We start from the raw sequence: 24,535 nt of genomic DNA, 5'->3' as shown, positions 1-24,535 counted from the left end.
TCAGCGCTGCTCCTCGAGCCGCCCGGCATCGAGCTTCATCACCCGATCCTGATGCGCGGCCAGCGAGGGATCGTGCGTGACGACCACGAAAGCGCATTCGGTGGTTCGGGCCAGCTCGTCCATCAGCGCCAGGATGCTCGCCGCAGTGCTCTGGTCCAGGTTGCCGGTCGGCTCGTCCATCAGCACCAGGCTAGGGTCAGTGACCAGCGCCCGGGCAATGGCCACGCGCTGGCGCTCGCCGCCCGAGAGTTCGCCCGGTTTGTGGTCGGCGCGCGCTTCGATACCCACCTTGACCAGCAGCTGCCGTGCCCTCGCCTCGGCGACCTTCTTGCGCTGACCGCGAATGATCAGCGGCAGCGCGGCGTTCTCCAGCGCGGTGAACTCCGCCAGCAGATGATGGAACTGGTACACAAAACCGATGTGTCGATTGCGGAACTTGCCCAACGCCGCCTCGCCAAGCTCGAGCAACGACTCGCCGGCGATCACCACCTCGCCGCGGCTGGGACGATCGAGCCCGCCGAGCAGATTCAGCAGCGTGGTCTTGCCCGAGCCGGAGCTGCCGACGATGGCCACACGCTCGCCGGCGCGTACCTCCAGCGACAGGCCGTCCAGCACCGTGATGTCCTGAGGGCCCTCGCGATAGACCCGCGTCAGGTCGCGGCAGGACAGCATGACCCGGGCCTTGGCAGGGGTGCTCACGGAATTCTCGTTATTCACGGCCGCCTCACTCATAGCGCAGGACCTCCGCCGGCTGGACCCGCGACGCGCGCCAGGCCGGGTAGAGGGTCGACAGGAAGGTCAGGACGAAGGCCGCGGCAACGATGTCGCGCACGTCGTCCCAGTGCAGGCGCGACGGCAGGTCGCTGATGAAGTAGACCCCGGCGTCGAGGAACTGGATGCCGAGCACCGACTCCACCCAGCCGATCAGGTCGGAGATCGTCAGCGCCAGCAGGATGCCGAGCCCCACGCCGATGGCGATGCCGATCACCCCGATGGCGAGCCCCTGCACCACGAAGATGCCCATGATCGAGCGCGGCGTGGCGCCGATGGTGCGCAGGATGGCGATATCGGCGTGCTTGTCGGTCACCACCATTACCAGGGTGGAGACAATGTTGAAGGCCGCCACGGCGATGATCACGGTGAGCAGCAGCGCGATCATGCGTTTCTCCATCTGGATCGCCTGAAACAGGTTGCCGTGGGAGAAGGTCCAGTCGATGCCGCGATAGCCTGGCCCCAGCTCGTTGATGATGGCGCGGGTCTCGCTGGCCGCCACGAACAGATCGTCCAGCTCCAGGCGTAGCCCGCCCACCGCATCGCCCAGTCGCGCCAGTGTCTGCATGTCCTCGATGTTGGCATAGGCCAGGTTGGCATCGAGATCGGCGCCGACGCTGAAGATGCCGCTCACGGTGAAGCGCTTGAGCCGCGGAAAGACCCCGGCCGGGGTAATCGAAGCTTCCGGCACCAGTAGCGTGACCCGGTCGCCCACGCCCACCCCCAGGTGACGCGCCAGCAGCGAGCCCAGCACGATGTTCCACTCGCCCGGCTGCAGGTCGTCGAGGCTGCCGCGCTGCATGTGGCGGCCGATGATCGAGACGCGATCCTCCCATTCCGGGTGGATGCCGTTGACCATGGCGCCCTCGTTGCGGCCGGCCACCGAGAACATGCCCTGCTGCTGGATGTAAGGCGCGGCGCCGATCACCCTTTCGCGCTGCATCAGCTGCTCGGCCAGGGCCTCCCACTCGACCAGGCCGCTGCGCGACTCGATCTTGGTGTGCGGCACCATACCGAGGATGCGCGTGCGCAGCTCGTGGTCGAAGCCGTTCATCACCGAGAGCACCAGGATCAGCACCGCCACGCCCAGCATCAGGCCTAGCATGGAGGTGAGTGAGATAAAAGAAATGAAGTGGTTGCGGCGCTTGGCGCGGACATAGCGCAACCCGATCAGCAGTGGCAGGCGGTCGAGCATCATCGCGTTCCTAGTCAGAGGGGGCCCATGGTACGGTTTTTTACTGACGACTGCATCGGCTGCGATGCGCTTTCCCCCAAGCTTGCATCATTGCCACGCTGCGCCTACATTGCGCCGTCTTGGTGCCACGCACCGCATCACCCAGGTTCCTGACACCGCCCCCGCCGCCACCCGCGAGGTTATCCCATGGCCCACCGCCTGCTTCCCGAATGGCACCCTCAGGATGCCGTCCAGCTCACCTGGCCCAGCCCCGAAAGCGATTGGGCGCCGCTGATCGAGCGCATCGAGGCCACCATGGAAGCCATGGTAGTGGCCATCGCCCGCTATCAGCACGTGCTGATCGCCGTGCCCGACGCTGCCACGCGCCATCACCTGGCCCAGCGTTTCGCCTACCTCGGGGTCGATGCCTCGCGGCTGCACATGGCGGTGGTCGAAGCCGACGACACCTGGGCCCGCGACCACGGCCCCATCGCCATCGAACGCGACGGCAAGCCGGTGCTGCTCGACTACGTTTTCACCGGCTGGGGCGGCAAGTTCGAGGCGGACCGCGACAACGCGCTGACTCGCCGCCTGGCCGAGGCCGGCCACTATGCCTGCCCAGTGGAATCGCAGGCGATCGTCCTCGAAGGCGGTGCCATCGAAACCGACGGCGAGGGCACGCTGCTCACCACCGAGGCCTGCCTGCTCAACCCCAACCGCAACCCCGAGCTCGACCGCCAGGCGGTGGAGGCCCGGCTCAAGGCCGACCTGGGCGTCAAGCGGGTGCTGTGGTTGGCCAACGGCCACTTGGAAGGCGACGACACCGACAGCCATGTGGACACCCTGGCGCGCTTCTGCGACCCCTCCACCATCGCCTATGTGCGCTGCGACGACGAAAGCGACCCACACTACCCGGCCCTGGCCGCCATGGAAGCCGAACTTCAGGCGCTGCGCCGCTCCGACGGCGAGCCCTACCGCCTGGTGGCACTGCCCTGGCCGCGCCCCTGCTTCGACCCCACCGACGGGCATCGCCTGCCGGCCACCTACGCCAACTTCCTGATCGTGAACTCTGCGGTGCTGGTGCCTGTCTATGGCGATGCTGCCGACAGCCGGGCGCTCATCGCCCTGGCCGGCGCCTTCCCCGGCCGCGACATCGTGCCGATCGACTGCACCAGCGTGATCCGCCAGCACGGCAGCCTGCACTGCCTGACCATGCAGCTGCCCCGGGGCAGCCTCGCTGCCGCCACTCAGCAAGGAGAAACTTCATGACCCGCACCCTCAAGGTCGGCCTGGTCCAGCAACCCGCCTGGCCCGACAAGAGCCGGAGCCTGGCCGAGAGCGAGGCCGGCGTGCGCGAGCTGGCTGCCCACGGCGCCGAGCTGGTGCTGCTGCAGGAGCTGCATGCCACCCACTACTTCTGCCAGTACGAGGACACCGAACTGTTCGACCTGGCCGAGCCGCTGGACGGCCCCACCGGCCAGCGCCTGTCAGCGCTCGCGGCGGAGCTCGGCATCGTGCTGGTCGGTTCGCTGTTCGAGCGCCGCGCCCCGGGCCTCTACCACAACACCGCCGCGGTCTACGACCGCGACCGCGGCCAGGTGGGCGTGTACCGCAAGATGCACATCCCCGACGACCCGGGCTTCTACGAGAAGTTCTACTTCGCCCCGGGCGACCAGGACGACAGCCGCCAGCAGGGCTTCCAGCCCATCGACACCTCGGTGGGCAGGCTGGGCCTGCTGGTGTGCTGGGACCAGTGGTATCCCGAGGCGGCGCGACTGATGGCGCTAGCCGGCGCGGAACTGCTGCTCTACCCCACCGCCATCGGCTGGAACCCGCCCGATGACGACGAGGAGAAGACGCGCCAGAAGGAGGCCTGGACGCTGATCCAGCGCAGCCACGCGGTGGCCAACGGGCTGCCGGTCATCGTTGCCAATCGCGTCGGCCATGAGCCTGACCACTCGGGCGTCGGTGCCGGAATCGATTTCTGGGGGGGCAGCTTCGTCGCCGGGCCCCAGGGGGAGCTGCTGGCCCACGCCGGCACCGAGGCCGAGCGTATGCTAGTCACGCTCGACATGAGCCGCGGCGAGGACGTGCGGCGCATCTGGCCCTACCTGCGCGACCGCCGCATCGATGCCTATGGTGACCTCACCCGGCGCTACCGGGATTGACACCCATGGGCCTTACGCGCAAACGGCTCCGGCGACAGGCCTTCAAGGAGGCGCTGTAAACCCCTCCCTGGGCGCCAATTTTGCCCTGCTGCGCTCTCGCATCCTGCTCCACTTGCAGGGCCGGGGCTGGCCATGCATGGCCAGCCCGTTCGGAGCGTTGCTCCTCACCCATGGCAAAAAACCTCCTCTCCGGTCTATCTCCGGAACCTCAGGGAGCTCTCGCTGGAACTGGTCGGACTCATAAAGAAAAACCCACCGCTGCCAAAGCATGCGGTGGGTTTTTCGTTTGCCGCCAGGTTCAGGCGTCCGGCGCTTTCCAGAAATCGCGGATCGAGGCGATGCCTTGGGCGCCCACGGCGCGGGCATGGTTGGCATCGAAACGGGTCATTCCGCCCAGCGCGAACACCGGCATGGCGGCCCGCTCCACCAGCTGCTGGAAGTCGTGCCAGCCCATCGGCGCCACCTCGGGGTGCGACGGTGTGGTGCGCAGCGGCGACAGCGTGACGAAGTCGCAACCGATGCGAGCGGCCTGGGTGAGCTGCGTCTGGTCGTGGGTCGAGGCCGACAGCCACTTGCCTTCGGCGATGGGCCGCCGCTCCAGCTGCATCAAACGCTCGCTGGTAAGGTGGATGCCATCGGCATCGACCGTGCCCAGCAGGGCGGGTTCGCCGTTGAGCAGCAGGCGTGAACCGTACTGGCGACACAGCGCCAGGGCGCGCTCGGCACGGGCCAGGTAGGCCGTCTCGTCGAGCGTCTTGGCCCGCAGCTGCACCAGGCGCACGCCGTCTTCCACCAGAGCACGCTCCAGGCAGGCAACGAACAGGCCTTCATCGCTTTCCTCATCGGTGATGAGATACTCGGTAGGCAGCATCACCGCCTGCAGGATGGGCAGGTTGGCGGCGGGGAACGGGTAGCTGACCAGCTCCTCGAGCGGCACCCAGCGCACCGCCTGGCCTTCTCGGCCGAAGGGCTCGCCGCTGAACTCGTGCACCTGCCACACGTCCAGCAGGATGTGCTTGTCGGGATACTCGTGGTGGATGCGAATCAGCGGCTGAGCCCGCCGAATCTCCACCCCCAGCTCCTCATGTAGCTCCCGCTTGAGCCCCTCCAGGCCGGTCTCGTAGGGGGCCAGCTTGCCGCCGGGGAATTCCCACAGCCCGCCATGATCGACGTTGGAGGGGCGACGAGCGATCAGCGCCTTCTTGCCATCCGAACTGATAATGGCCGCCGCCGCCACGTGCACCCTTCTTTTCACCATAACGTTCATTCACTCTTCCACATGTTCCAAGCCGGCTTCGGCAGGAGGATCGTCGTCGGCCCTGTGTCTCAACGATAGCCCGTCTCAACGGTGCCCTGACTCAACTACGATAGTCGGCATTGATGCTGACGTAGTCATGCGAGAGATCGGTGGTCCACACCGTGGCACTCTCCTCGCCGCGCCCCAACGCAATGCGGATGGTGATCTCTTCACCCGCCATGACCCGGCTGCCCTGCGCCTCGGTGTAGCCCGCGGCGCGCCCGCCATGTTCGACCAGGCGCACGTCTCCCAGGTCGATGACCACGCGGTTGACGTCGAAATCCGCCACCGGGGCGCGTCCCACCGCCGCCAGGATCCGTCCCCAGTTGGCATCGGAGGCGAACAGCGCTGTCTTCACCAGCGGCGAGTGGGCCACGGTGAAGGCCACGTCCAGCGCCTCCTTGCGCGTGGCCGCCTCGCCCACCTGCAGCGTCACGAACTTGGTGGCACCCTCGCCGTCGCGCACGATGGCCTGGGCCAGCTCGGTCATGACGCGCTGCAGGCCGTTGCGGAAGATCGCCACCTGCTCATCGCTGGCCACCGTCGCGCCACGCCCGGTGGCGATCAGCATGCAGGCATCGTTGGTCGAGGTGTCGCCGTCAACGGTGATGCAGTTGAACGAGCGATCCACCGTCTCGCGCAGCAGCGAATCCAGCAGCGACTGTTCGATGGCAGCATCGGTGGCGACGAAGGCCAGCATGGTCGCCATGTTGGGATTGACCATGCCCGAGCCCTTGCTGATGCCGTTGATGGTCACCTGCTGCTCACCGATCTCCAGGGTCACGCTGACCCCCTTGGGCCGCGTATCCGTCGTCAGGATACCCTCGCCGGCCTGCTGCCAGGCCTGCGCGCCCTCGCCCAGGCTATCCAGGGCGGCGGGCAGGCCAGCCAGCAGCCGCTCCATCGGCAGCGGCTCGCCGATCACCCCGGTGGAGAACGGCAGCACGCTGTCCTCGCCCACGCCGGCCAGCTTGGCCAGCTCGGCACAGGTGGCCCTGGCATCGCGCAGGCCGATCTCGCCGGTACCGGCATTGGCATTGCCGGTGTTGATGACAAGGAAGCGAGCCCCCTCGCCGCGAGCCTGGCAGCCCGCCAGGTTCGCCTTGGCCACCGTCACCGGGGCGGCGCAGAAGGCGTTGAGCGTGAAGCTGCCGGCCACCGTCGCGCCTTCAGCAATCTCGATCACCACCAGGTCGCGGCGGCCCGGCTTCTTAATGCCCGCCATGGCAGTCCCCAGCCGCAGTCCCTCGATGCCCGGCATGGCCGGAAAACGTGTCTCACCCACTGCCATGTTGCGCAACTCCTACGTGAATGCTCGGCCGAGGCACCACCGGCACCAGGCCTTCCGGGCCTTGGTGCCGGTAGGCAGGCCAGTGACTAGTTCAGCTTGCCGCAGCACTGCTTGTACTTCTTGCCCGAGCCGCACGGGCAGGGGTCGTTGCGCCCCACCTTGGGCCCCTCGCGCCGCACCGGACGGCCATCGCCGGCTGCGGGACCGGTCGGCGCCTCGCCCTCGCTGAGCTCCGCGGCATCGTGGCGGCTGGCGGCCGAGGCCTTCTCGCGCTCCAGGGCCTCGCGGCGCTGGCGCTCGAGCTCATCGACCTCCTCCGGCTTGCGCACCTGCACATGGCTGGTGATGCGCGTGATGTCGGCCTTGATGTTGGTCAGCAAGGACTGGAACAGCTCGAAGGATTCACGCTTGTACTCCTGCTTGGGGTTCTTCTGTGCATAGCCGCGCAGGTGAATCCCGCGCCGCAGGTGATCCATCGACTGCAGGTGCTCCTTCCAGCGGGTGTCGAGCACCTGGAGCATGATCTGCTTCTCGAAGCGGCGCATCAACTCGGCGCCGGCCGTGTCGATCTTCTCCTGGTAGACCTGGCGATGCAGCTCGTGCAGTCGCTCGCGCAGCTGCTCTTCGTGGAAGCGCTGGTCCTGCTTTGCCCAATCGACCAGCGGCGCATCGAGGTGGAACTCGGCTTTCAGGTGCTCCTGCAGGCCTGCCAGGTCCCACTGTTCCGGCAGGCTCTGGGGCGGCACGAAGTCGCTGATGGCAAGGTCGAGCACCTCGTCGCGAATGCCCAGCACGTTCTGGGAAACGTCGTCGGCGGCCAGGATCTCGTTGCGCTGCTCGTAGATCACGCGGCGCTGATCGTTGGCCACGTCGTCGTACTCGAGCAGCTGCTTGCGGATGTCGAAGTTACGGCTCTCGACCTTCTTCTGCGCCCGCTCCACGGCGTTGGTGACCATCTTGTGCTCGATCGCCTCGCCACGCTCCAGCCCCAGCGCCTTCATCATGCGCTGCACCCGATCGGAGCCGAACAGGCGCATCAGGCTGTCTTCCATGGAGAGGAAGAAGCGCGTCGAACCCGGGTCGCCCTGGCGGCCGGCGCGGCCGCGCAGCTGGTTGTCGATGCGCCGCGATTCGTGGCGCTCGGAGCCGATCACGTGCAGGCCCCCGGCCTGGAGCACCGCCTCGTGGCGTGCGCGCCACTCCTCGCGCAGCTTGGCGATCTGCTCTTCGCTGGGGTTGTCGAGCTTGGCCGCCTCGGCTTCCCAGTTGCCGCCGAGCACGATGTCGGTACCGCGTCCGGCCATGTTGGTGGCGATAGTGACCGCCCCGGGTCGCCCGGCCTGGGCGATGATCTCCGCCTCGCTCTGGTGCTGCTTGGCGTTGAGCACGTTGAAGCGCAGCCCCTCCTTCTTCATCAGCCCGGCCAGGTACTCCGAGGTCTCGATGGAGGCGGTACCGACCAGCACCGGGCGCCCCGCTTCGGTCTCGGCCTTGACGTCCTTGATGATCGCCTCGTACTTCTCTTCCGCCGAGAGGTAGACCAGGTCGTTGAGGTCGCGCCGAACCAGCGGACGGTTGGTCGGGATGACCACCACATCGAGGCCGTAGATCTGGCGGAACTCGAACGCCTCGGTATCGGCGGTCCCGGTCATGCCGGCCAGCTTCTCGTAAAGGCGGAAGTAGTTCTGGAAGGTGGTGGAAGCCAGGGTCTGGCTCTCGCGCTGTACCGGCACGCCCTCCTTGGCCTCCACCGCCTGGTGCAGGCCTTCCGACCAGCGCCGGCCCGGCATGGTACGGCCGGTGTGCTCGTCGACGATCACCACCTGGTTATCGGCCACGATGTAGTCGACGTCGCGATGATAGAGATGGCGGGCACGCAGCGCGGAGTGCATATGATGCAGCAGGTTGAGGTTCTGGGCGGCATAGAGGGAGTCGTGCTCACCCAAGAGCCCCTCGGCCCGCATCAGCTCCTCGACCTTGTTGTGGCCTGCCTCGGTGATCTCCACCTGCTTCTGCTTCTCGTCGAGCAGGAAGTCGCCATCCACCGGCGCATCGGCATCCTCGGAGACTTCACCCCGCTCCAGGTGTGCCGCCAGGCGGTCGATCACCTTGTAGAGTTCGGTGTTCTCATCCACCGCGCCGGAGATGATCAGCGGCGTGCGCGCCTCGTCGATGAGGATGGAGTCTACCTCGTCGATGATCGCGAAGTGCAGGCCGCGCTGGACCTTGTCCTCCAGTGAGAACGCCATGTTGTCGCGCAGGTAGTCGAAGCCGTACTCGTTGTTGGTGCCGTAGGTGATATCGCAGGCGTAGGCGGCGCGCTTCTCCTCGGCCGACTGTCCGGCGTAGATGATGCCTACCGAAAGCCCGAGGAATTCATACAGCGGGCGCATCCACTCTGCGTCGCGGCGTGCCAGGTAGTCGTTCACCGTAACCACGTGCACACCCTTGCCGGGCAGAGCGTTGAGGTAGACCGCCAGGGTGGCGACCAGGGTCTTGCCCTCGCCGGTCTTCATCTCGGCGATGCGACCGCGATGAAGCGTCATGCCGCCGATCATCTGCACATCGAAGTGGCGCATTCCCATCACCCGCTTGCCCGCCTCGCGCACCGTGGCGAAGGCTTCCGGCAGCAGGGCGTCGAGGCTCTCGCCACGCTCGAGCCGCTCGCGCAGCTCGACGGTGCGCTGCTTGAGCGCGGCATCGTCGAGCGCTTCGACCTGGGGCTCCAGCACGCTGACCTGATTGACCTGGCGCTGCATGCGCTTGACTTCACGGTCGTTCTTGGAGCCGACCACCTTGCGTAACAATGTATTGATCATGAAAGGACCCAAAAGCTGCAATTCGCTTGTAGCGGCCGGGCTCCGGCAGGTGAATCCCGCCGGGCCGCCCACTGGCGGTTATCCATTAGCTGCAGTGCGGGTACGTGGGTGGGCCACGACGGGTCAGCACGTCGTGTCCCGCCGTCCAGCGTCGCCGGAGAACGGGCGCGCTGCGCCACACCGAGGCGAGGCGCGGCAAGGCCCGCCGACGGCGGGCAAGACAAGGCAACAGCGCGCGACGCCGGGCCACGTAGCGGCAGCGGGCGCGCATCAGGGTGGGCGCCAGAATGCAGGTCTGCACGACGCGCTCGGCCAGGCGCAGGGTTTCCGCCTGGGTCAGGCCTGCAGGAAGCAGGCAGCTGACCAGCAACCCCGCCAGCCACCAGCGCGAACGCGCCCGACAGCGCATCGCGCCTCCCCTGGACGAGGCGTCAGCGAGGCGGGCGTGCGGGTCCGAGGTCATGCTGTAGGAGTGCTCCCGAGCGTGGTAGGCTCTTGTTCACGGTCAAATGTTCACGGTCAGCTGTCAAAGTCGACGTTACACGGTCGACGGTGGCGACGATCTGAAGGAGTGCCGCTGCCAAGCGTCGGCCCTTAACCGGCCGCTGCCACCCGGCCAAGGGGCCGCCGAGTCGAGAAAATAAGCCCATGAGTATAAAGGTTAAGCGTTCACGCGCACAGTCCATGTCTCGCCTGCTCGACGGAAAGGGTGAACTGGCGCCGCTGATGCGCACGGCTCGGCTGATCGCCCACGCCCAGCAACATCTGCGCGAGCATCTGCCCGAGGAGGTCAGGGAGCATGTGTTCGTAGGAGGCTTCCGCGACGGCAGGCTGACCCTGATCACCGACCGCGCCGTATGGTCGACCTGGCTGCGCTACGAGCAGGCGCGGTTACTGGAACTGCTGCACCGCCTGCCCGAGTTCGCCCCGGTGCGCGGCTTTCACCTCAAGGTACGCCCGGTCAGGCCGCTCAAGACACCGCTCAGGCAGACACGCCACCTGCCGGCACGGGCCGCCGACGAGATCGCCGCCTGCGCCGCCGACACCGAGAACCCGCGGCTCAGGCGCGCCCTGGAGCGGCTGGCTTCCCACGCCGAGCGCCCGGACTGAGCCGCGGCTCGCCGCAGGCGGTTACTGCCGTTGGTAGGTGATGCCGTCGAGCTCGACCTCGCGAATCTCATGGTAGGCAATGGTGACACCGTTCATGTCGCCCGGCTCCCCTTCATGCTCGGCGAGACGCGTCTCGGGTATGACCTTCACGCCCGTCATGCCGACATGCTGCACGCGCGCCGAGAAGCACTTGCCTTCATGCTCGACCACCATCCGCTCGCCGAACATGCAGCGCTGTACCTGCGCCATCAGCTCCTCTTCGCTGACTCGTTGAACCGTCATCGCGATCTCCTTTCGCCTTGCCCCGCCACCTCGGCGGGGGTGTACATACCTTCGAAGCCGGCAGCGAACCGCCCGCTGCCGCTATAGCTCACTGTAGAAGAGTGAGACGCTTTCGCCATACCACGCGCTGGCAAGCCGCGCCCGGCTGACGCTATGCTGTGGCCTCACCTAGCGCATCAAACGCCTCGCCCAGCTAGCTCGGGGAACGCATATGTCGCTCAGCAAGACCCAGTCCAGTTTCTATCGCCGGCTCTACGTCGCCCACCTGGTCACGCTCGGCATCGACAGCGTGCCGGGGCTGATGGCGGCCACCGGCATGCCGCGGCGTACCGCGCAGGACACACTCAAGGCCCTGGCAGAGCTCGACATCCACTGCAGCTTCGCCGCCACCCCAGGAGAGCGGCACAACAGCGGTGGCTACCGCATCGACGACTGGGGCCCGATCGACAGTCGCTGGGTCACCGAGCACGCAGAGCGCATCCGAGCGGCACTCGGCTATCCTGCGTTGCCATGACGCTTCGCCGTTCGTACTCGCAGCGCCTTCGCCGCTCGCTGGGCCGGCTTGCCTTCGCCGCCCTGCTGCTGCCGAACGGCGGCTGCGCCGGCCCGGTGGAACAGACACCGGGGCCCACCCAGGGCGAGCCTCGGCTGCTGCCTCATCAGGTGATCGCCGACGATGGCTACCGCCTGCCGCTGCGTCACTGGCCCGCCATCGGGCAACCCGAGGCCGTGGTGCTGGCCGTGCACGGCTTCAACGACCACGCCGGCAGCTTCGACATCATGGCCCAGGCCCTGAACCCGCTGGGCATCGAGGTCTATGCCCACGACCAGCGTGGCTTCGGCACCACCGACCAGCGCCGACTGTGGGCCGGGCACGAGCGGATGCGTGACGACGTGCTGCTGTTGGCCAACCTCCTGCACGAGAGCCACCCCGACACGCCGATCTATCTGGTCGGCAAGAGCATGGGCGCGGCGGTGACGCTGCTGGCCATGAGCGCCGAGCCACCCCCGCCGGTGAACGGCAGCGTGCTGATCGCCCCCGCCGTGTGGGGCTCGTACACCATGCCGTGGTACCAGCGGCTGGGACTGTGGCTCGGTGTGCGGCTGATGCCACAGGCCACCTTCTCGGTGCGCGCCACCCGCCGGCTGGGCATCGAGCCTACCGACGACGACGAGATCAAGCGCCAGCTCGCCAGCGACCCGCTGATTCTGCGCAGCGCCCGCATCGACACGCTGCACGGCCTGACGCACACCATGGGGCTGGCGCTGGACGCAGTCGACGACCTGCCCGGCCCGGCGCTGATCCTTTACGGCGACGAGGACCAAGTGATCCCCACCCAGGCCTACTGCGCCTTGATCGAACGCCTGCCCGATAATGATGCGATCCGCCTCGCCTTCTACCCCGGCGGTTACCACATGCTCACGCGCTACAGCCAGCGCCAGCGTACCGAACGGGATCTAGCGGCCTGGCTGCGCGACCCGCACGCCGCCCTGCCCTCCGGACTGGAGGTGGCCCCGGCGATCCTGCAAGCGACCCTGTGCGCCGACTGAACGCAGATGCCACGACGAAGCAACGCACGGCACGCCCCGCCAGCACACGGGGCCGCCGCCGCTCGAGCGCTCACTCTGAAAAATAAAAAAAGCGGCGGGCAAGGCCCGCCGCAAACCACCGATCAGTCATTCTGACCGAGAGAGATGCCTGGTGAATCAGATCTCGAAGCCAAGCCCGAAGTCTTCGGCGCCAAGCGCCATCAGGGAGCCGGCACCGGCCTGGATCATCTGCGCATGGGCGCGAGTACGCGGCAGCAGGCGCTGGAAGTAGAATCGGGCTGTGTGCACCTTGGCCTCGTAGAAGGCGGTTTCCTGGGTACCGGCGGCCAGTGTGGCCTTGGCCTGCTTGGCCGCCCGGGCGAAAAGGTAGCCCAGCGCCACGTAGCCGGAGTACATCAGGTAGTCGACGCTGGCCGCGCCCACTTCCTCGCGATCGTTCATGGCCTTCATGCCGATGCCCATGGTCAGCTCGCCCCACTCGGCATTGAGCTTGGCCAGCGGTGCGATGAATTCGGCCAGCTCGCTGTTGCCTTCCTCGGCCTGGCAGAACTTGTGGATCTCCTTGGTGAAGACCTTGAGGCTTTCACCCTGGCTCATCAACACCTTGCGGCCGAGCAGGTCGAGCGCCTGGATACCGGTGGTGCCCTCATAGAGGCGCGTGATGCGGGCGTCGCGCACCAGCTGCTCCATGCCCCACTCCTGGATGAAGCCGTGGCCGCCGAAGACCTGCACGCCCTCGTTGGTGGCCTCGAAGCCCACCTCGGTGAGGAACGCCTTGACGATCGGCGTCAGCAGCCCCAGCAGGGTCTCGGCGCGCTCGCGCTCAACGGCATCCTGGCCGTGCTCGACCACGTCGAGCAGCTGGGCGGTGTAGAGCACCAGCATCCGGCCGCCCTCGGCGAAGGCCTTCTGGGTCAGCAGCATGCGGCGCACGTCCGGATGCACGATGATCGGGTCGGCGGCCTTCTCCGGCGCCTTGGGGCCGGAAAGCGCACGCATCTGCAGGCGATCGCGGGCATACGCCAGAGCGTTCTGGAAGCTCGCCTCGGTCAGGCCCAGCCCCTGGATGCCCACACCCAGGCGGGCGGCGTTCATCATGGTGAACATGCAGGCCAGGCCCTTGTTGGGCGGGCCGACGAGGAAGCCCCGGGCAGCGTCGAAGTTCATCACACAGGTGGCGTTGCCGTGGATGCCCATCTTGTGCTCCAGCGAACCACAGGCCACGCCGTTGCGCTCGCCGGGGTTGCCATCGGCATCGGGCATGAACTTCGGCACCACAAACAGCGAGATGCCCTTGGAGCCTTCCGGCGCATCGGGCAGCTTGGCCAGCACCAGGTGCACGATGTTCTCGGCCAGGTCATGCTCGCCGGCAGAGATGAAGATCTTGGTGCCGGTGATCTCGTAAGCACCGTCGGCGGTGGGCACCGCACGGGTCTTGATCAGGCCCAGATCGGTGCCACAGTGCGGCTCGGTGAGGCACATGGTGCCGGTCCACACGCCTTCCACCAGCTTGGTGAGGTAGGTGGCCTGCTGCTCCTCGGTGCCATGATGGCGCAGCGCGTCGGCGGCACCGTGCGACAGGCCGGGGTACATGCCCCAGGCCAGGTTGGTGGAGCAGACCATCTCGTTGAGCACCATGGCCAGCGAGTGCGGCAGGCCCTGGCCGCCATGGGCAGGGTCGGCAGCCAGGCTCGGCCAGCCGCCCTCGACATACTGCTGGTAGGCCTGCTTGAAGCCCTTGGGAGTGCGAACCTCGCCCCCCTCCAGCAGGCAGCCCTCCTGGTCGCCGCTCTGGTTCAGCGGCAGCAGCACGTCGCGCGCAAAGCGAGCGCCTTCTTCGAGAATCGCCGCCACCACGTCGGGCGACGCCTCTTCCCCGCCCGGCAGGCTGGCATAGTGAGCGGGATAGTCCAGCATTTCATCCATCACGAAGCGAAGGTCGCGCAGGGGGGCCTGATAATCGGGCATCTCAACTCTCCACAAAATTGGTCGCCGAACCACAAATAAGTCGCCGAACGTAGGCGCGTGGGGGGCGGCGGCAGCCGCTTTCAAACATGTGTTTGAAACTAGCCGCCGCATCGACGCTAGTCAAGCGCTTGTTTGAAATTGGGCGCGATTCAGGCTAGGACTTTAGTCGCAATTTTATTGGGGAGAAATAAGAGAACGCCCGCAGCCATTGGCCGCGGGCGTTCTTCCTGCACTGCCTTCACTGCATGCGAATGCTGCCGTCGAGGCGAATCACCTCGCCATTGAGCATGGGGTTGGTGATGATCTGCTCGGCCAGGCGGGCGAACTCGTCGGGATGTCCCAGCCGCTTGGGAAACGGCACCGAGGCGGCCAGCGCCTGGGCGGCCTCGTCGGGGATCTCGCTCATCATCGGCGTCTGGAACACCCCTGGGGCGATCGCCATCACACGAATGCCGTGGCGCGACAGCTCGCGCGCCGCGGGCAGGCTCATGCCCACCACCCCGGCCTTGGAGGCACTGTATGCGCACTGTCCCACCTGGCCGTCGAAGGCGGCAACGGAGGCGGTGTTGACGATCACGCCGCGCTCGCCATCCTCGCCTGGCGAATTCTTCGCCATCGCAGCCGCCGCCAGGCGCATCACGTTGAAAGTGCCGACCAGGTTGATCTGCACGGTTCGTGCGTAGGCATCGAGATCGGCGGGCTGGCCTTGGCGGTCGACCAGCTTGGCCACGCTGACCACGCCGGCACAGTGCACCACGCCGGCCAGGCCGGCGTCGCCGCCCAGGGTCACGGCTGCCTCCACCGCGGCCTGCATATCGTCGGCCGAGGTAACGTCGCCGCGCACCGCGCGAGCCACCTCCCCCAGCGCCTCGGCATGACGCTCGACGGCGTCGCTCAAGTCACACAGCACCACCCGGCCGCCCGCGGCGACGAGTCGTTCGGCGGTTGCCGCCCCAAGCCCGGAAGCGGCGCCGGTAATCAGAAAGGTACGGTCCTTCACTTGCATTCAGGGGGTCTCCCGGTTCATTTCGCTGCGGGTTCGGCCGTGTCCGCCTTGTCGGCAGCATCGGCACGCAGCTTGAAGCGCTGGATCTTGCCACTGGGCGTCTTGGGCAGGGCATCGACGAATTCGATCACCCGCGGGAAGGCGTGGGTGGAGAGCCGCTCGCGCACCCGCTGGCGGATCTCCTCGGCCAGCGCATCGCTCGCCTCGAAGCCTTCGCGCAGCACGACATAGGACTTGATGATCTCGCCGCGGATCTCGTCGGGCTGACCTACCGCGGCTGATTCCGCCACCGCCGGATGGGTCAGCACGGTGTTCTCCACGTCGGTGGGACCGACGCGGTAGCCGGCGGTGGTGATGATGTCGTCATCGCGGCCGGCGAACTGGAAGGTGCCGTCCTCGTTGCGCACCACCACGTCGCCGGTGAGGTAGTAGCCGTTGGCGAAGGGGTGCTTCTCCTGCCAGGTGTAGCCCTGAAAGAAGTGCGCCGGCGAACGCTCGATATCCACCGCCAGCACGCCCGGCTCGCCCGGGGGCAGCTCGTTGTATTCGGCATCGAGAATCGCCAGCCGGTAGCCGGGCATGGGCACGCCCATGGCACCGACGTGCTTGGGGTGCTCCAGCGCATGATGGTTGCAGCAGGTCATGCCGGTCTCGGTCTGGCCGTAGTGATCCATCACCGGGCAGCCCAGCGCACGCTCGACCCAGGTGACCACCTCGGTATTGAGCGGCTCGCCGGCGGAGCTGGCCACGCGCAGCTCCAGCGCCTGGCGGGCATTGTCGAACAGGCCCGAGGCCTTCATCAGCCGGTAAGCGGTGGGGGCGGCGGCAAAGTTGGTGATACGGTGACGCTGCATGAACGCCAGCGCACCGTCGGCGCTGAAGCCCGCTTCGCAGAAGTGCGTGGTCACGCCCAACAGCAGCGGCCCGGCGATGGCGTAATAAAGGCCGTAGGCCCAGCCCGGGTCGGCCATGTTCCAGAAGCGGTCGCTCTCGCGCAGGTCGATGGCGAGTTCCATGTAGAGCGCGAAGGCCGGCATGCCGGAGAGCGGCACCGCCACCCCCTTGGGCTTGCCCACGGTACCCGAGGTGAACATCTGCAGGAACGGCGCATCTGGCGCAAGCCGCGGCGGGGTGGCCTGGAACGGCGAGTGCGCAAGGGCATCACGCCAGTCGAGGTCGTCGGCGTGCCCCTCGCTCGGGCCACCCACGGCCAGTACCGCGGGGCACTGGGTGAGGCCGTCGAACTTGAAGCGGTTGGCGTGATCGGTGATCACCAGTCTGGTGTCGGCGCGACCAAGACGATAGTCCACGGCATCGGGGCCGAAGGCGGTGAACAGCGGTTGGTAGACCGCACCGATGCGCCAGGTGGCGAGCACCGCTACCAGCAGCTCCGGCGAGCGCGGCAGCATACAGGCGATGCGGTCGCCAACCCCCAGACCGCGCTCTGCGAACCAGCCGGCCAGCCGCGCGCTCCGGGCTTCCAGTTCGGCGTAGGTGAGGCGGTTGACGCGACCCTGGGTATCCTCGTGGACCAGCGCCAGCACATCGCCACGGCCGGCACGCAGGTGGCGACCGCAGCAGGATTCGTAGGCATTGAACTTGCCGTCGCCGTGGTCGTCGAGACGGGCGATGACTTCATCGATCGAGAAACGCTCGTAGTAGGCGGAATACGCAGGAAGGGATTGCGTGCTCATTGACTGCCCTCTTGGCCTGTTGTGCTTGTTGTAGGAGCTTGGGACGGCTGCCACGTCCATGGCTGGCAGCCGCGTCACTCTGCAAAGTCTATTCGGTACCGTCGAATCTTTTACCGTACAGTTTGCATAGTACAGTTGACGTAAGCGTCAACCTAGCAAGCGCTAGGTACAAGCTAGAAGCAAAGCCACAGCGGGGCAACCCCTGGCGAGCGGTAAACGGCTAGACCTTGGTCGATTCCGCCCGCGCGGGCACAGCGGAGGGCGTGATCATGGCGATCAGCTCATGGGCCAGGTCTTCGGGCTTGCGCGGCCCGTCGGGGTCGTACCAGCGCACGGTCCAGTTGAGCGCCCCCATGACGAAGCGCGAGACCAGGAAGCGGTCGCCGTGGATCAGGCCATCATTCAGGGCTTCGTCGATTACCCGCTCCCACAGCTCCTCGTAAGCGTCGCGCAGGTGGATGAGATGGTCGCGCGCCTCCGGGTCCAGGCGCCGCCATTCGTACAGGGCCACCACATGGGCGTTGCGATCGGTCAGCAGGGTCTGGAGATGCGCCCGGGCCATGGCGTGCAGGCGTGCCTCGGCGGAATCATCGCACTCCTCCAGGGCCTGGCGGGCCAGCGTTAGCGCGTTCTGAGTGCCCTCCTCGATGACGGCGGCGAGAATCTCCTGCTTGTCGCGAAAATGGTGGAACAGGCTGCCGGACTTGATGCCCATCTCCTGGGCCAGCATGCGCACGGTGGTCCGATCGAAGCCCTCCTGGACGAACAATTGAGCGGCCAGGCGGGTCAGTTCCTTGCGGCGGGGGGACTCGTTAATGGCATTCATCGGGTTTACACTAGCGCTTGCTTGGTTGATCTTGAGAAAAGCATAGCCCTGCCGACAGGTCAACGCGACATACCGCCAGAACGCGCCAGGAAATGATCGAACTGGTCAGGCTGTGTTCGGCTCGACGACAATCATAACGGATGAACCATCAGGAGATCGCCACCATGAGCAGCCCCACCGACATCGTCTTTCTGTCCGCGGCCCGCACCCCCATGGGCGGCATGCTGGGCAGCCTCTCCAGCATCACCGCCCCCGAGCTTGCCGCCGTGGCTATTCGCGCCGCCATCGAGCGCGCCGGCATCGAGGCCGGCAGCATCGACGAGGGCATCATGGGCTGCGTGCTGCCGGGCGGCGTCAAGCAGGGGCCGGCTCGCCAGGCCATGCGTCAGGCCGGCATTCCCGACGGCATCGGCGCCACCACCATCAACAAGCTGTGCGGCTCGGGCATGAAGGCCGCCATGCTGGCCCACGACCTGATCCGCGCCGGCAGCGGCGAGGTGATCCTGGCCGGCGGCATGGAGTCGATGTCCAATGCGCCGCACGTGCTGACCAAGGCGCGCACCGGCTACCGTCTGGGCCACGGCGAGCTGAAGGATCACATGTTCCTCGACGGCCTGGAAGACGCCGAAACCGGCAAGCTGATGGGCGTGTTCGCTCAGGAGATCGCCAGCCAGCGCGACTACTCCCGCGAGCGCCTGGACGACTTCGCCATCGCCTCGCTGGAGCGGGCCATGGCGGCCACCAATGCCGGTCATCTCACGGCCGAGATGGCCCCGGTCACCGTCACCGGCCGTCAGGGTGAAAGCGTGGTCGAGCACGACGAGCAGCCGTTCCAGGCCAAGCTCGACAAGATCCGCCAGCTGCGCCCCGCCTTCGCCAAGGACGGCACCATCACCGCGGCCAACTCCAGCTCCATCTCCGACGGTGCCTCGGCGCTGATCCTGGCCAGTCAGGCCGCGGCCGACCGGCTCGGCAGCAAGCCGCTGGCCCGCATGCTCGGCCACAGCACCCACTCCCAGCACCCCAGCGAGTTCACCATCGCCCCGGTGGGCGCCATCGACAAGCTGATGAAGAAGCTGGGCTGGGGCGTGGCCGACGTCGACCTGTTCGAGATCAACGAGGCCTTCGCCGTGGTCACGCTGCTGGCCATGGACGGGCTCGACATTCCGCACGACAAGGTCAACGTCTTCGGCGGCGCCTGCGCCCAGGGCCACCCCATCGGCTCCACCGGGTCGCGCATCATCGCAACCCTGATCCACGCCCTGCGCACCAAGGGTGGCAAGCGCGGCATCGCCAGCCTGTGCATCGGCGGCGGCGAAGCCACCGCGGTGGCCATCGAACTCGTGGATTAGCACCTGATCGGTTGATCGAGCGCCGCACCGACGACCCGCTTCCTCGACAGGAGGCGGGCGTTTTCATGTGCAGGTGTTGGGCCGCCATTGGGTTAGGCGCGAGGCATCGAGAGCCGGTCGAGGCGCAGCCGCTCGCGGGAGTCGAACAGCCGCCGGCTGCCCGCCGAAACCGCCGCCAGGGTGCCGAAGCCGGTGCCCAGGGTGATCGCGAACATGATCAGGATCTGGTACTTCACCGCCAGGCCCGGCGCGGTGCCGGCCAGTATTTGCCCGGTCATCATGCCCGGTAGGCTGACCACGCCCGCCGCGGCCATGGCATTGATCATCGGCATCAAGCCACTGCGCATCGCCTCGCGACGAATGTCGCCGATCGCCTCCTGCCAGGGCTGACCGAGCATCAGCCGGTTCTCGATCACGCCGCGCTGCCGCCAGGCGGTATCGGTCAGCCGATCCAGCGCCAGGGCGACGCCGGTCATGGTGTTGCCCAGCAGCATGCCCAGCAGCGGGATGGCGTACTGCGGCCGGTACCAGGGCTCTGGGCCGATGATCACGGTCAGCGTCAGCACGGCGACGGTGAACGAGGAGAGAAACATCGACAGCGTGCCGATGCCGAAGGCCCAGCCGCCCAGCAGCCGGCGCTTCTGGCGCGCCATCACCTCGCGTCCGGCAATCAGCAGCATCGCCAGCGCCATCAGCACCACCCATACCAGCCGTTCGGCGGCGAACAGTGCCTCCAGCACCAGGCCCACCAGCGCCAGCTGAATCACGGTGCGCAGCGCCGCAACCAGCAGGCTGCGGCTCATGCCCAGGCGCATGGCGGCGGTGCAGCCGGCAAGCACCACCACCATCAGTGCTGCCAGCGCCAGCTGCCACCAGGAGAGTTCGATCAGGTTCATGCGGGCTCCAACTCCTCGAGCCGCGCACCGGCAATCCGCCAGTGATGACTGGCCACCCGGGCGATCTGCGCGCGGTCGTGGGCCACCCACAGGGTGGGCCAGCCGCGGGAGCGGATATGCGCGACCAGCCAGGCTTCCACCCGCTCGCTGGTAGCGTCATCCAGGTTGGCGGTCGGCTCGTCGAGCAGCAGCGCCCGCGGCTCGAGGCTCACCGCCCGCAGCAGCCCGAGGCGCTGCTTCTCGCCGGTGGAGAGTCGGCTCACCTGCCATTCCAGGGTATCGGGCGTGAAGCCCAGCGCCTCGAGCTCGCTTTCTGCGGGGCGCTGGGCGAAGTGCTCCCCCACCCTCTCCTCCCACCAGTGGCTCTCGGCCGGCACCAGCATCACCTGGCGGCGCCAGGCATGCCCCGGCGTTTGCGACTGGGCCTGCTCGCCCAGCCACACCTCGCCGGCGTGAGGCTCGAGATCGGCCACGGCGCGCAGCAGCCGGCTCTTGCCCGAGCCGCTGGCGCCGGAGATGCAGCCGATCTCGCCGGGTGCTATCCCGAGATCGATATCGCTCAGCGCGCCGATGCCGACGCCAGCAAGCCGCAGAGGTTCGGTTGAGCCCAAATCGCTTCCCCATCATCGGTACTGGCCGAATCATAACAGCGCAGGCGCCGGGTTCGACACGCCGGCTGGCGTTGCTCACATATGGAAAACCATATATCTTTCGCCAAGCCCATCTCGCGCAGGAGCGACACATGTCCGAGGACACCCTCCCCCAGGCGCCTTCCCCTGCCGCAGGCATGGGACGCTTCGAACGCTTTCTCTCCGTGTGGGTGGCATTGGCCATCGTCGCGGGCGTACTGCTTGGCCAGTTCGCCCCAGCCATACCCGAGACGTTGGCCCGATTCGAGGTCGCCCAGGTATCGATTCCGGTGGCCATTCTGATCTGGGCCATGATCTTCCCGATGATGGCGCAGATCGATTTTGCCGCGGTACTCGGCGTTCGCCGCCAGCCCAAGGGACTCGTCATCACCACCACGGTGAACTGGCTGATCAAGCCCTTCACCATGTTCGCCATCGCCTGGTTCTTCCTGATGGTGCTGTTCCGGCCGTGGATCCCCGAGCCGCTGGCCCAGCAATACCTGGCCGGGGCGATCCTGCTCGGCGCCGCGCCCTGCACCGCCATGGTCTTCGTCTGGAGTACCCTGACCCGCGGCGACGCCGCCTACACCCTGGTGCAGGTCTCGCTCAACGACCTGATCATGCTGTTCGCCTTCGCTCCCATCGTGGTGCTGCTGCTTGGCGTTTCCAACATCCAGGTGCCATGGGATACCGTGGCGCTGTCGGTGTTTCTCTACATCGTCATCCCGCTTACGGCCGGCTACCTGACGCGCCGCACCCTGGTCGCCCGGCGCGGCAGCGCGTGGTACGACGATGTCTTCATGAAGCGGATCGGACCGATCACCCCCATCGGCCTGATCGTCACCCTGGTGCTGCTGTTCGCCTTCCAGGGCGACGTGATTCTCGCCAACCCGCTGCACATCGTGCTGATCGCCATTCCGCTGATCGTGCAGACCTTCCTGATCTTCTATATCGCCTATGGCTGGGCCAAGGCCTGGAAGGTACCGCACAACGTGGCCGCCCCCGGGGCAATGATCGGCGCCAGCAACTTCTTCGAGCTGGCGGTGGCGGTGGCCATCGCGCTGTTCGGCCTGCAGTCCGGCGCGGCGCTGGCCACCGTGGTCGGCGTGCTGGTGGAGGTACCGCTGATGCTGGCCCTGGTGCGCATCGCCAACCGCACCCGCCATCGCTTCTCCCCGGCCTGAGACCGACGAATGGCGGCTTGCCTCGCCGAAGGGGCGCAATGATGATGCAAGCATGAACGCCACCTCATTGCAGCGCCATGCGCTTACCGTCATCGTCCTCGCCCAGCTGTGTGGCACCTCGCTGTGGTTCTCCGTCAACGGCGTGGGCCTCTCGCTGTCGCGGGATCTCGGCTTCTCCGAGGTCGACCTGGGCCGGCTGACGCTCGCCGTACAGGCGGGCTTCATCTGCGGCACCCTGTTCATCGCCACCACCGGGCTTGCCGACCGCTTTCGCGCCAGCCGCATCTTCGCCGCCTCCTGTCTGGCCGGCGCGCTGGTCAATGGCGCCTTCGTGCTGGCGGCTACCCAGTTTCCGCTGGCGGTGCTGCTGCGCTTCGTCACCGGACTGTGCCTGGCCGGCATCTACCCACTGGGCATGAAGCTGGTGATCGGCTGGACGCCCAGGCACACCGGCGCCGCGCTCGCCTGGCTGGTGGGCATGCTCACCCTGGGCACCGCCCTGCCCCACTTGCTGCGTGGCAGTACGCTGGGCATGCCCTGGGAGTGGCCGCTGCTGGGCGCCTCGCTGCTGGCCCTGCTGGGCGGCGCCCTGGTGCTGCGGCTCGGCGACGGCCCGCACCTGCCGCCTTCCGCGGGCAAGGCGCGGCTTTCCGAGGGGCTCGCTGCGCTGGGGGTGAAGCGCTTTCGCGCCGTGGCCGGCGGTTACTTCGGTCACTGCTGGGAACTCTACGCCTTCTGGATGCTGACGCCCTTCCTGGTCATGCGCGAAGTCGAACGGCTCATGGCCTCCACCGATCTGGTGGCGTGGCTCTCCTTCGGCATCATTGCGCTGGGGCTGGCGGGGTGCGTGGGGGGCGGTGCGCTGAGCCGGCGGCTGGGCAGCCTGTGGGTGGCGCGCTGGGCACTGACGGCCTCCGGTGCGCTCTGCCTGATCTACCCGCTGCTGGCCTGGGCTCCGCCGGGCCTGCTGTTGGCACTGCTGTTCCTGTGGGGACTCACGGTGATCGCCGACTCGCCGCAGTTCTCCGCCCTGGCCGCCGCGACGGCTCCCCGCGAGCGGGTCGGCTCCACCCTGGCGGTGATGAACGCCATCGGCTTCGCGCTGACCATTCCCGCCATCTCGCTGACCACCACGCTGTGGTCGCTGCAGGAACTCTGGGTGCTGTGGTGGCTGCTGCCGGGACCGATCCTCGGCCTGTGGGCGCTGCGTGGCGTGAGCGGCTCGGCAGAACCCGCGCCGGCACGGCAGGCATGAAGCCGAATCAGCAGAGAGCGGCTCTCCGCTCGGGCCGATTCCCCATGCCCTGCAGGCGGCGCTGCAGCTCGACCAGGCGCCGCCTCTCCCCTGCCTTCGCCGCCGCCAGCACCTCGGTCACCCAGCCCGGCAGCGCCTCGGAGATGCGGTAGTAGACCCACTGCCCCTCGCGGCGGTCGCTGAGCAGCCCGCAGGCGCGCAGCTGCGCCAGGTGCCGCGAGACCTTGGGCTGCGACTCCTGCAGGGCGTGAGTCATCTCGCAGACGCACAGCTCCCCTTCCTCACGAATCAGCAGAGTCAGCGTCAGGCGGGTCTCGTCGGCAAGGCATTTGAAGAGGCGAACGGGATCGAGCTCGGGCACGAGACGTCTCCAACGGCGCGATAGGAGCCCCCATTCTAGCGAAGTGGCGTCCCGGGCGTCAGCGTTCGCCTCGAGCCTGCACCCCAGCCTAGCCGAAGCGACCGGTAATGTAGTCGTGGGTGCGCTGTTCGCGCGGGTTGGTGAAGATGTCGTCGGTATCGCCCACTTCGACCAGGTCGCCCAGATGGAAGAAGGCCGTCTTGTGCGCCACCCGCGCCGCCTGCTGCATGTTGTGGGTCACCATGACGATGGTGTAGCTCTCGCTCAGCTCGTCGATGAGCTGCTCGATCTTGCCCGTGGCGATGGGATCGAGGGCCGAGCAGGGCTCGTCCATCAGGATCACCTCGGGGCTCACCGCAATGGTGCGCGCAATGCACAGGCGCTGCTGCTGACCGCCGGAGAGGCTGGTACCGGGCTCGTTGAGGCGATCCTTCACCTCGTCCCACAGCCCGGCACGCCGCAGGCTGCTCTCGACGATGTCGTCGAGTTCGGCACGGCGCCGGGCCAGACCGTGCAGGCGCGGGCCGTAGGCGATGTTCTCGTAGATCGACTTGGGGAAGGGATTGGGCTTCTGGAACACGATGCCGACCTGGGCACGCAGCAGCACCACGTCGAGCGAGGGGTCGTAGATGTCGTTGCCGTCGAGAGTCACCTGGCCCTCGACGCGACTCCCCGCAATGGTGTCGTTCATACGGTTCAGGCAGCGCAGGAAGGTCGACTTGCCGCAGCCCGACGGACCGATGAACGCGATCACCTCATGCGCCATGATATCGAGATCGATGCCGTGCAGCGCCTCGTTCTCACCGTAGAAGACCTTGACGCCGCGGGCGCTCATCTTGACGCTCGCCGCTTGCGCCGTGCGCTTGTTGAGGGCCGTTGGCACGGTGACGGATACAGTCAT

The 24,535-nt window shown here is 67.1% G+C and carries 23 protein-coding genes; 8 read left to right on the top strand and 15 right to left on the bottom strand.

Features of this window, described 5'->3' with window-relative positions:
• Together ACT7B3_RS05735 and ACT7B3_RS05730 are read right to left on the bottom strand one after the other, a co-directional pair.
• A complete protein-coding gene (locus tag ACT7B3_RS05735) occupies positions 1-732 on the bottom strand; it encodes an ABC transporter ATP-binding protein (protein ID WP_444678071.1) in 732 nt (243 codons plus the stop codon).
• Positions 725-1,966: a lipoprotein-releasing ABC transporter permease subunit gene (locus ACT7B3_RS05730; protein ID WP_444678072.1), complete on the bottom strand. Its 1,242-nt coding sequence runs from the start codon at positions 1,964-1,966 to the stop codon at positions 725-727. Before ACT7B3_RS05730 ends, ACT7B3_RS05735 begins: the two co-directional genes overlap by 8 nt.
• Before the next feature lie 186 nt (positions 1,967-2,152).
• Between ACT7B3_RS05730 and ACT7B3_RS05725 the strand changes: the two genes are divergently transcribed.
• Positions 2,153-3,214, top strand: coding sequence for an agmatine deiminase family protein (locus tag ACT7B3_RS05725; RefSeq protein ID WP_444678073.1), 1,062 nt, complete (start codon positions 2,153-2,155; stop codon positions 3,212-3,214).
• On the top strand, positions 3,211-4,113 hold the full coding sequence (locus ACT7B3_RS05720; RefSeq protein WP_445157178.1) for a carbon-nitrogen hydrolase: 903 nt from the start codon (positions 3,211-3,213) through the stop codon (positions 4,111-4,113). Before ACT7B3_RS05725 ends, ACT7B3_RS05720 begins: the two co-directional genes overlap by 4 nt.
• A 298-nt stretch (positions 4,114-4,411) precedes the next feature.
• On the opposite strand, the gene ACT7B3_RS05715 is transcribed toward ACT7B3_RS05720, so the two are convergent.
• From ACT7B3_RS05715 to ACT7B3_RS05700, 4 genes are all read right to left on the bottom strand, one after another.
• Positions 4,412-5,371, bottom strand: coding sequence for a Nudix family hydrolase (locus tag ACT7B3_RS05715; RefSeq protein ID WP_445158846.1), 960 nt, complete (start codon positions 5,369-5,371; stop codon positions 4,412-4,414).
• Between the two features lie 100 nt (positions 5,372-5,471).
• Complete coding sequence (gene argJ, locus ACT7B3_RS05710) at positions 5,472-6,701, bottom strand: bifunctional glutamate N-acetyltransferase/amino-acid acetyltransferase ArgJ (protein WP_445157177.1); 1,230 nt, start codon at positions 6,699-6,701, stop codon at positions 5,472-5,474.
• 86 nt (positions 6,702-6,787) lie between these two features.
• Complete coding sequence (gene secA / locus ACT7B3_RS05705) at positions 6,788-9,520, bottom strand: preprotein translocase subunit SecA (RefSeq protein ID WP_445157176.1); 2,733 nt, start codon at positions 9,518-9,520, stop codon at positions 6,788-6,790.
• Between the two features lie 85 nt (positions 9,521-9,605).
• Positions 9,606-9,929, bottom strand: coding sequence for a hypothetical protein (locus ACT7B3_RS05700; RefSeq protein WP_445157175.1), 324 nt, complete (start codon positions 9,927-9,929; stop codon positions 9,606-9,608).
• Positions 9,930-10,168: 239 nt separating this feature from the next.
• On the opposite strand from ACT7B3_RS05700, the gene ACT7B3_RS05695 reads away from it, so the two are divergent.
• Entirely contained in the window at positions 10,169-10,630 is a 462-nt protein-coding gene (locus ACT7B3_RS05695) for a DUF721 domain-containing protein (RefSeq protein WP_445157174.1), read from the top strand.
• 21 nt (positions 10,631-10,651) lie between these two features.
• On the opposite strand, the gene ACT7B3_RS05690 is transcribed toward ACT7B3_RS05695, so the two are convergent.
• Positions 10,652-10,912 carry a hypothetical protein gene (locus tag ACT7B3_RS05690; RefSeq protein ID WP_445157173.1) on the bottom strand — a complete coding sequence of 87 codons (261 nt, stop codon included), beginning with the start codon at positions 10,910-10,912 and terminating at the stop codon, positions 10,652-10,654.
• A gap of 211 nt (positions 10,913-11,123) precedes the next feature.
• Here ACT7B3_RS05690 and ACT7B3_RS05685 point away from each other — a divergent pair, with 211 nt between their 5' ends.
• Positions 11,124-11,426 (top strand): winged helix-turn-helix domain-containing protein, encoded by a 303-nt coding sequence (locus ACT7B3_RS05685; protein WP_445157172.1) that lies wholly within the window; start codon positions 11,124-11,126, stop codon positions 11,424-11,426.
• Positions 11,423-12,463 carry an alpha/beta fold hydrolase gene (locus tag ACT7B3_RS05680; protein ID WP_445157171.1) on the top strand — a complete coding sequence of 347 codons (1,041 nt, stop codon included), beginning with the start codon at positions 11,423-11,425 and terminating at the stop codon, positions 12,461-12,463. The genes ACT7B3_RS05685 and ACT7B3_RS05680 overlap by 4 nt, the downstream gene beginning before the upstream one ends.
• Positions 12,464-12,619: 156 nt before the next feature.
• Here ACT7B3_RS05680 and ACT7B3_RS05675 read toward each other — a convergent pair whose 3' ends face one another.
• The 4 genes from ACT7B3_RS05675 to ACT7B3_RS05660 all read right to left on the bottom strand — a co-directional run bounded on the left by ACT7B3_RS05675 (position 12,620) and on the right by ACT7B3_RS05660 (position 17,957).
• Positions 12,620-14,431: an acyl-CoA dehydrogenase C-terminal domain-containing protein gene (locus ACT7B3_RS05675; RefSeq protein ID WP_445157170.1), complete on the bottom strand. Its 1,812-nt coding sequence runs from the start codon at positions 14,429-14,431 to the stop codon at positions 12,620-12,622.
• 238 nt (positions 14,432-14,669) lie between these two features.
• Positions 14,670-15,437, bottom strand: coding sequence for an SDR family NAD(P)-dependent oxidoreductase (locus ACT7B3_RS05670; protein ID WP_444678078.1), 768 nt, complete (start codon positions 15,435-15,437; stop codon positions 14,670-14,672).
• 17 nt (positions 15,438-15,454) lie between these two features.
• Entirely contained in the window at positions 15,455-17,131 is a 1,677-nt protein-coding gene (locus tag ACT7B3_RS05665; RefSeq protein ID WP_445157169.1) for an AMP-binding protein, read from the bottom strand.
• A gap of 220 nt (positions 17,132-17,351) precedes the next feature.
• On the bottom strand, positions 17,352-17,957 hold the full coding sequence (locus ACT7B3_RS05660) for a TetR/AcrR family transcriptional regulator (protein ID WP_445157168.1): 606 nt from the start codon (positions 17,955-17,957) through the stop codon (positions 17,352-17,354).
• 164 nt (positions 17,958-18,121) lie between these two features.
• On the opposite strand from ACT7B3_RS05660, the gene ACT7B3_RS05655 reads away from it, so the two are divergent.
• Positions 18,122-19,309, top strand: coding sequence for an acetyl-CoA C-acyltransferase (locus ACT7B3_RS05655; protein ID WP_445157167.1), 1,188 nt, complete (start codon positions 18,122-18,124; stop codon positions 19,307-19,309).
• 92 nt (positions 19,310-19,401) lie between these two features.
• Here the strand turns inward: ACT7B3_RS05655 and ACT7B3_RS05650 are convergent, their stop codons facing one another.
• Together ACT7B3_RS05650 and ACT7B3_RS05645 are read right to left on the bottom strand one after the other, a co-directional pair.
• Positions 19,402-20,205, bottom strand: a complete 804-nt coding sequence (locus ACT7B3_RS05650; protein ID WP_445157166.1) for an ABC transporter permease — start codon at positions 20,203-20,205, stop codon at positions 19,402-19,404.
• Positions 20,202-20,816, bottom strand: coding sequence for an ABC transporter ATP-binding protein (locus tag ACT7B3_RS05645; protein WP_445157165.1), 615 nt, complete (start codon positions 20,814-20,816; stop codon positions 20,202-20,204). The genes ACT7B3_RS05650 and ACT7B3_RS05645 overlap by 4 nt, the downstream gene beginning before the upstream one ends.
• A gap of 131 nt (positions 20,817-20,947) precedes the next feature.
• On the opposite strand from ACT7B3_RS05645, the gene arsB reads away from it, so the two are divergent.
• Both arsB and ACT7B3_RS05635 read left to right on the top strand, forming a co-directional pair.
• Positions 20,948-22,018, top strand: a complete 1,071-nt coding sequence (arsB, locus tag ACT7B3_RS05640) for an ACR3 family arsenite efflux transporter (protein ID WP_445157164.1) — start codon at positions 20,948-20,950, stop codon at positions 22,016-22,018.
• A gap of 52 nt (positions 22,019-22,070) precedes the next feature.
• Positions 22,071-23,273: an MFS transporter gene (locus ACT7B3_RS05635; protein ID WP_445157163.1), complete on the top strand. Its 1,203-nt coding sequence runs from the start codon at positions 22,071-22,073 to the stop codon at positions 23,271-23,273.
• Positions 23,274-23,280: 7 nt separating this feature from the next.
• On the opposite strand, the gene ACT7B3_RS05630 is transcribed toward ACT7B3_RS05635, so the two are convergent.
• Together ACT7B3_RS05630 and pstB are read right to left on the bottom strand one after the other, a co-directional pair.
• Positions 23,281-23,634 carry a metalloregulator ArsR/SmtB family transcription factor gene (locus ACT7B3_RS05630; protein WP_444678085.1) on the bottom strand — a complete coding sequence of 118 codons (354 nt, stop codon included), beginning with the start codon at positions 23,632-23,634 and terminating at the stop codon, positions 23,281-23,283.
• Positions 23,635-23,722: 88 nt separating this feature from the next.
• Positions 23,723-24,535: a phosphate ABC transporter ATP-binding protein PstB gene (gene pstB / locus ACT7B3_RS05625; RefSeq protein WP_445157162.1), complete on the bottom strand. Its 813-nt coding sequence runs from the start codon at positions 24,533-24,535 to the stop codon at positions 23,723-23,725.

Source organism: Halomonas sp. E14, from assembly GCF_052568415.1.
The sequence above is the reverse complement of the archived record's forward strand: the minus strand, read 5'-3'. Positions and strand labels throughout refer to the sequence as shown.

Bases quoted from the DNA above. Each gene is read 5' to 3' on its own strand.
- argJ (WP_445157177.1), bottom strand. From the start codon at position 6,701: ATGGCAGTGGGTGAGACACGTTTTCCGGCCATGCCGGGCATCGAGGGA.
- ACT7B3_RS05695 (WP_445157174.1), top strand. From the start codon at position 10,169: ATGAGTATAAAGGTTAAGCGTTCACGCGCACAGTCCATGTCTCGCCTG.
- arsB (WP_445157164.1), top strand. From the start codon at position 20,948: ATGTCCGAGGACACCCTCCCCCAGGCGCCTTCCCCTGCCGCAGGCATG.
- ACT7B3_RS05635 (WP_445157163.1), top strand. From the start codon at position 22,071: ATGAACGCCACCTCATTGCAGCGCCATGCGCTTACCGTCATCGTCCTC.
- ACT7B3_RS05690 (WP_445157173.1), bottom strand. From the start codon at position 10,912: ATGACGGTTCAACGAGTCAGCGAAGAGGAGCTGATGGCGCAGGTACAG.
- ACT7B3_RS05660 (WP_445157168.1), bottom strand. From the start codon at position 17,957: ATGAATGCCATTAACGAGTCCCCCCGCCGCAAGGAACTGACCCGCCTG.
- ACT7B3_RS05680 (WP_445157171.1), top strand. From the start codon at position 11,423: ATGACGCTTCGCCGTTCGTACTCGCAGCGCCTTCGCCGCTCGCTGGGC.
- ACT7B3_RS05735 (WP_444678071.1), bottom strand. From the start codon at position 732: ATGAGTGAGGCGGCCGTGAATAACGAGAATTCCGTGAGCACCCCTGCC.
- ACT7B3_RS05685 (WP_445157172.1), top strand. From the start codon at position 11,124: ATGTCGCTCAGCAAGACCCAGTCCAGTTTCTATCGCCGGCTCTACGTC.
- ACT7B3_RS05715 (WP_445158846.1), bottom strand. From the start codon at position 5,371: ATGGTGAAAAGAAGGGTGCACGTGGCGGCGGCGGCCATTATCAGTTCG.
- ACT7B3_RS05700 (WP_445157175.1), bottom strand. From the start codon at position 9,929: ATGCGCTGTCGGGCGCGTTCGCGCTGGTGGCTGGCGGGGTTGCTGGTC.
- pstB (WP_445157162.1), bottom strand. From the start codon at position 24,535: ATGACTGTATCCGTCACCGTGCCAACGGCCCTCAACAAGCGCACGGCG.
- ACT7B3_RS05720 (WP_445157178.1), top strand. From the start codon at position 3,211: ATGACCCGCACCCTCAAGGTCGGCCTGGTCCAGCAACCCGCCTGGCCC.
- ACT7B3_RS05670 (WP_444678078.1), bottom strand. From the start codon at position 15,437: ATGCAAGTGAAGGACCGTACCTTTCTGATTACCGGCGCCGCTTCCGGG.
- ACT7B3_RS05655 (WP_445157167.1), top strand. From the start codon at position 18,122: ATGAGCAGCCCCACCGACATCGTCTTTCTGTCCGCGGCCCGCACCCCC.
- ACT7B3_RS05665 (WP_445157169.1), bottom strand. From the start codon at position 17,131: ATGAGCACGCAATCCCTTCCTGCGTATTCCGCCTACTACGAGCGTTTC.
- ACT7B3_RS05650 (WP_445157166.1), bottom strand. From the start codon at position 20,205: ATGAACCTGATCGAACTCTCCTGGTGGCAGCTGGCGCTGGCAGCACTG.
- ACT7B3_RS05675 (WP_445157170.1), bottom strand. From the start codon at position 14,431: ATGCCCGATTATCAGGCCCCCCTGCGCGACCTTCGCTTCGTGATGGAT.
- secA (WP_445157176.1), bottom strand. From the start codon at position 9,520: ATGATCAATACATTGTTACGCAAGGTGGTCGGCTCCAAGAACGACCGT.
- ACT7B3_RS05730 (WP_444678072.1), bottom strand. From the start codon at position 1,966: ATGCTCGACCGCCTGCCACTGCTGATCGGGTTGCGCTATGTCCGCGCC.
- ACT7B3_RS05725 (WP_444678073.1), top strand. From the start codon at position 2,153: ATGGCCCACCGCCTGCTTCCCGAATGGCACCCTCAGGATGCCGTCCAG.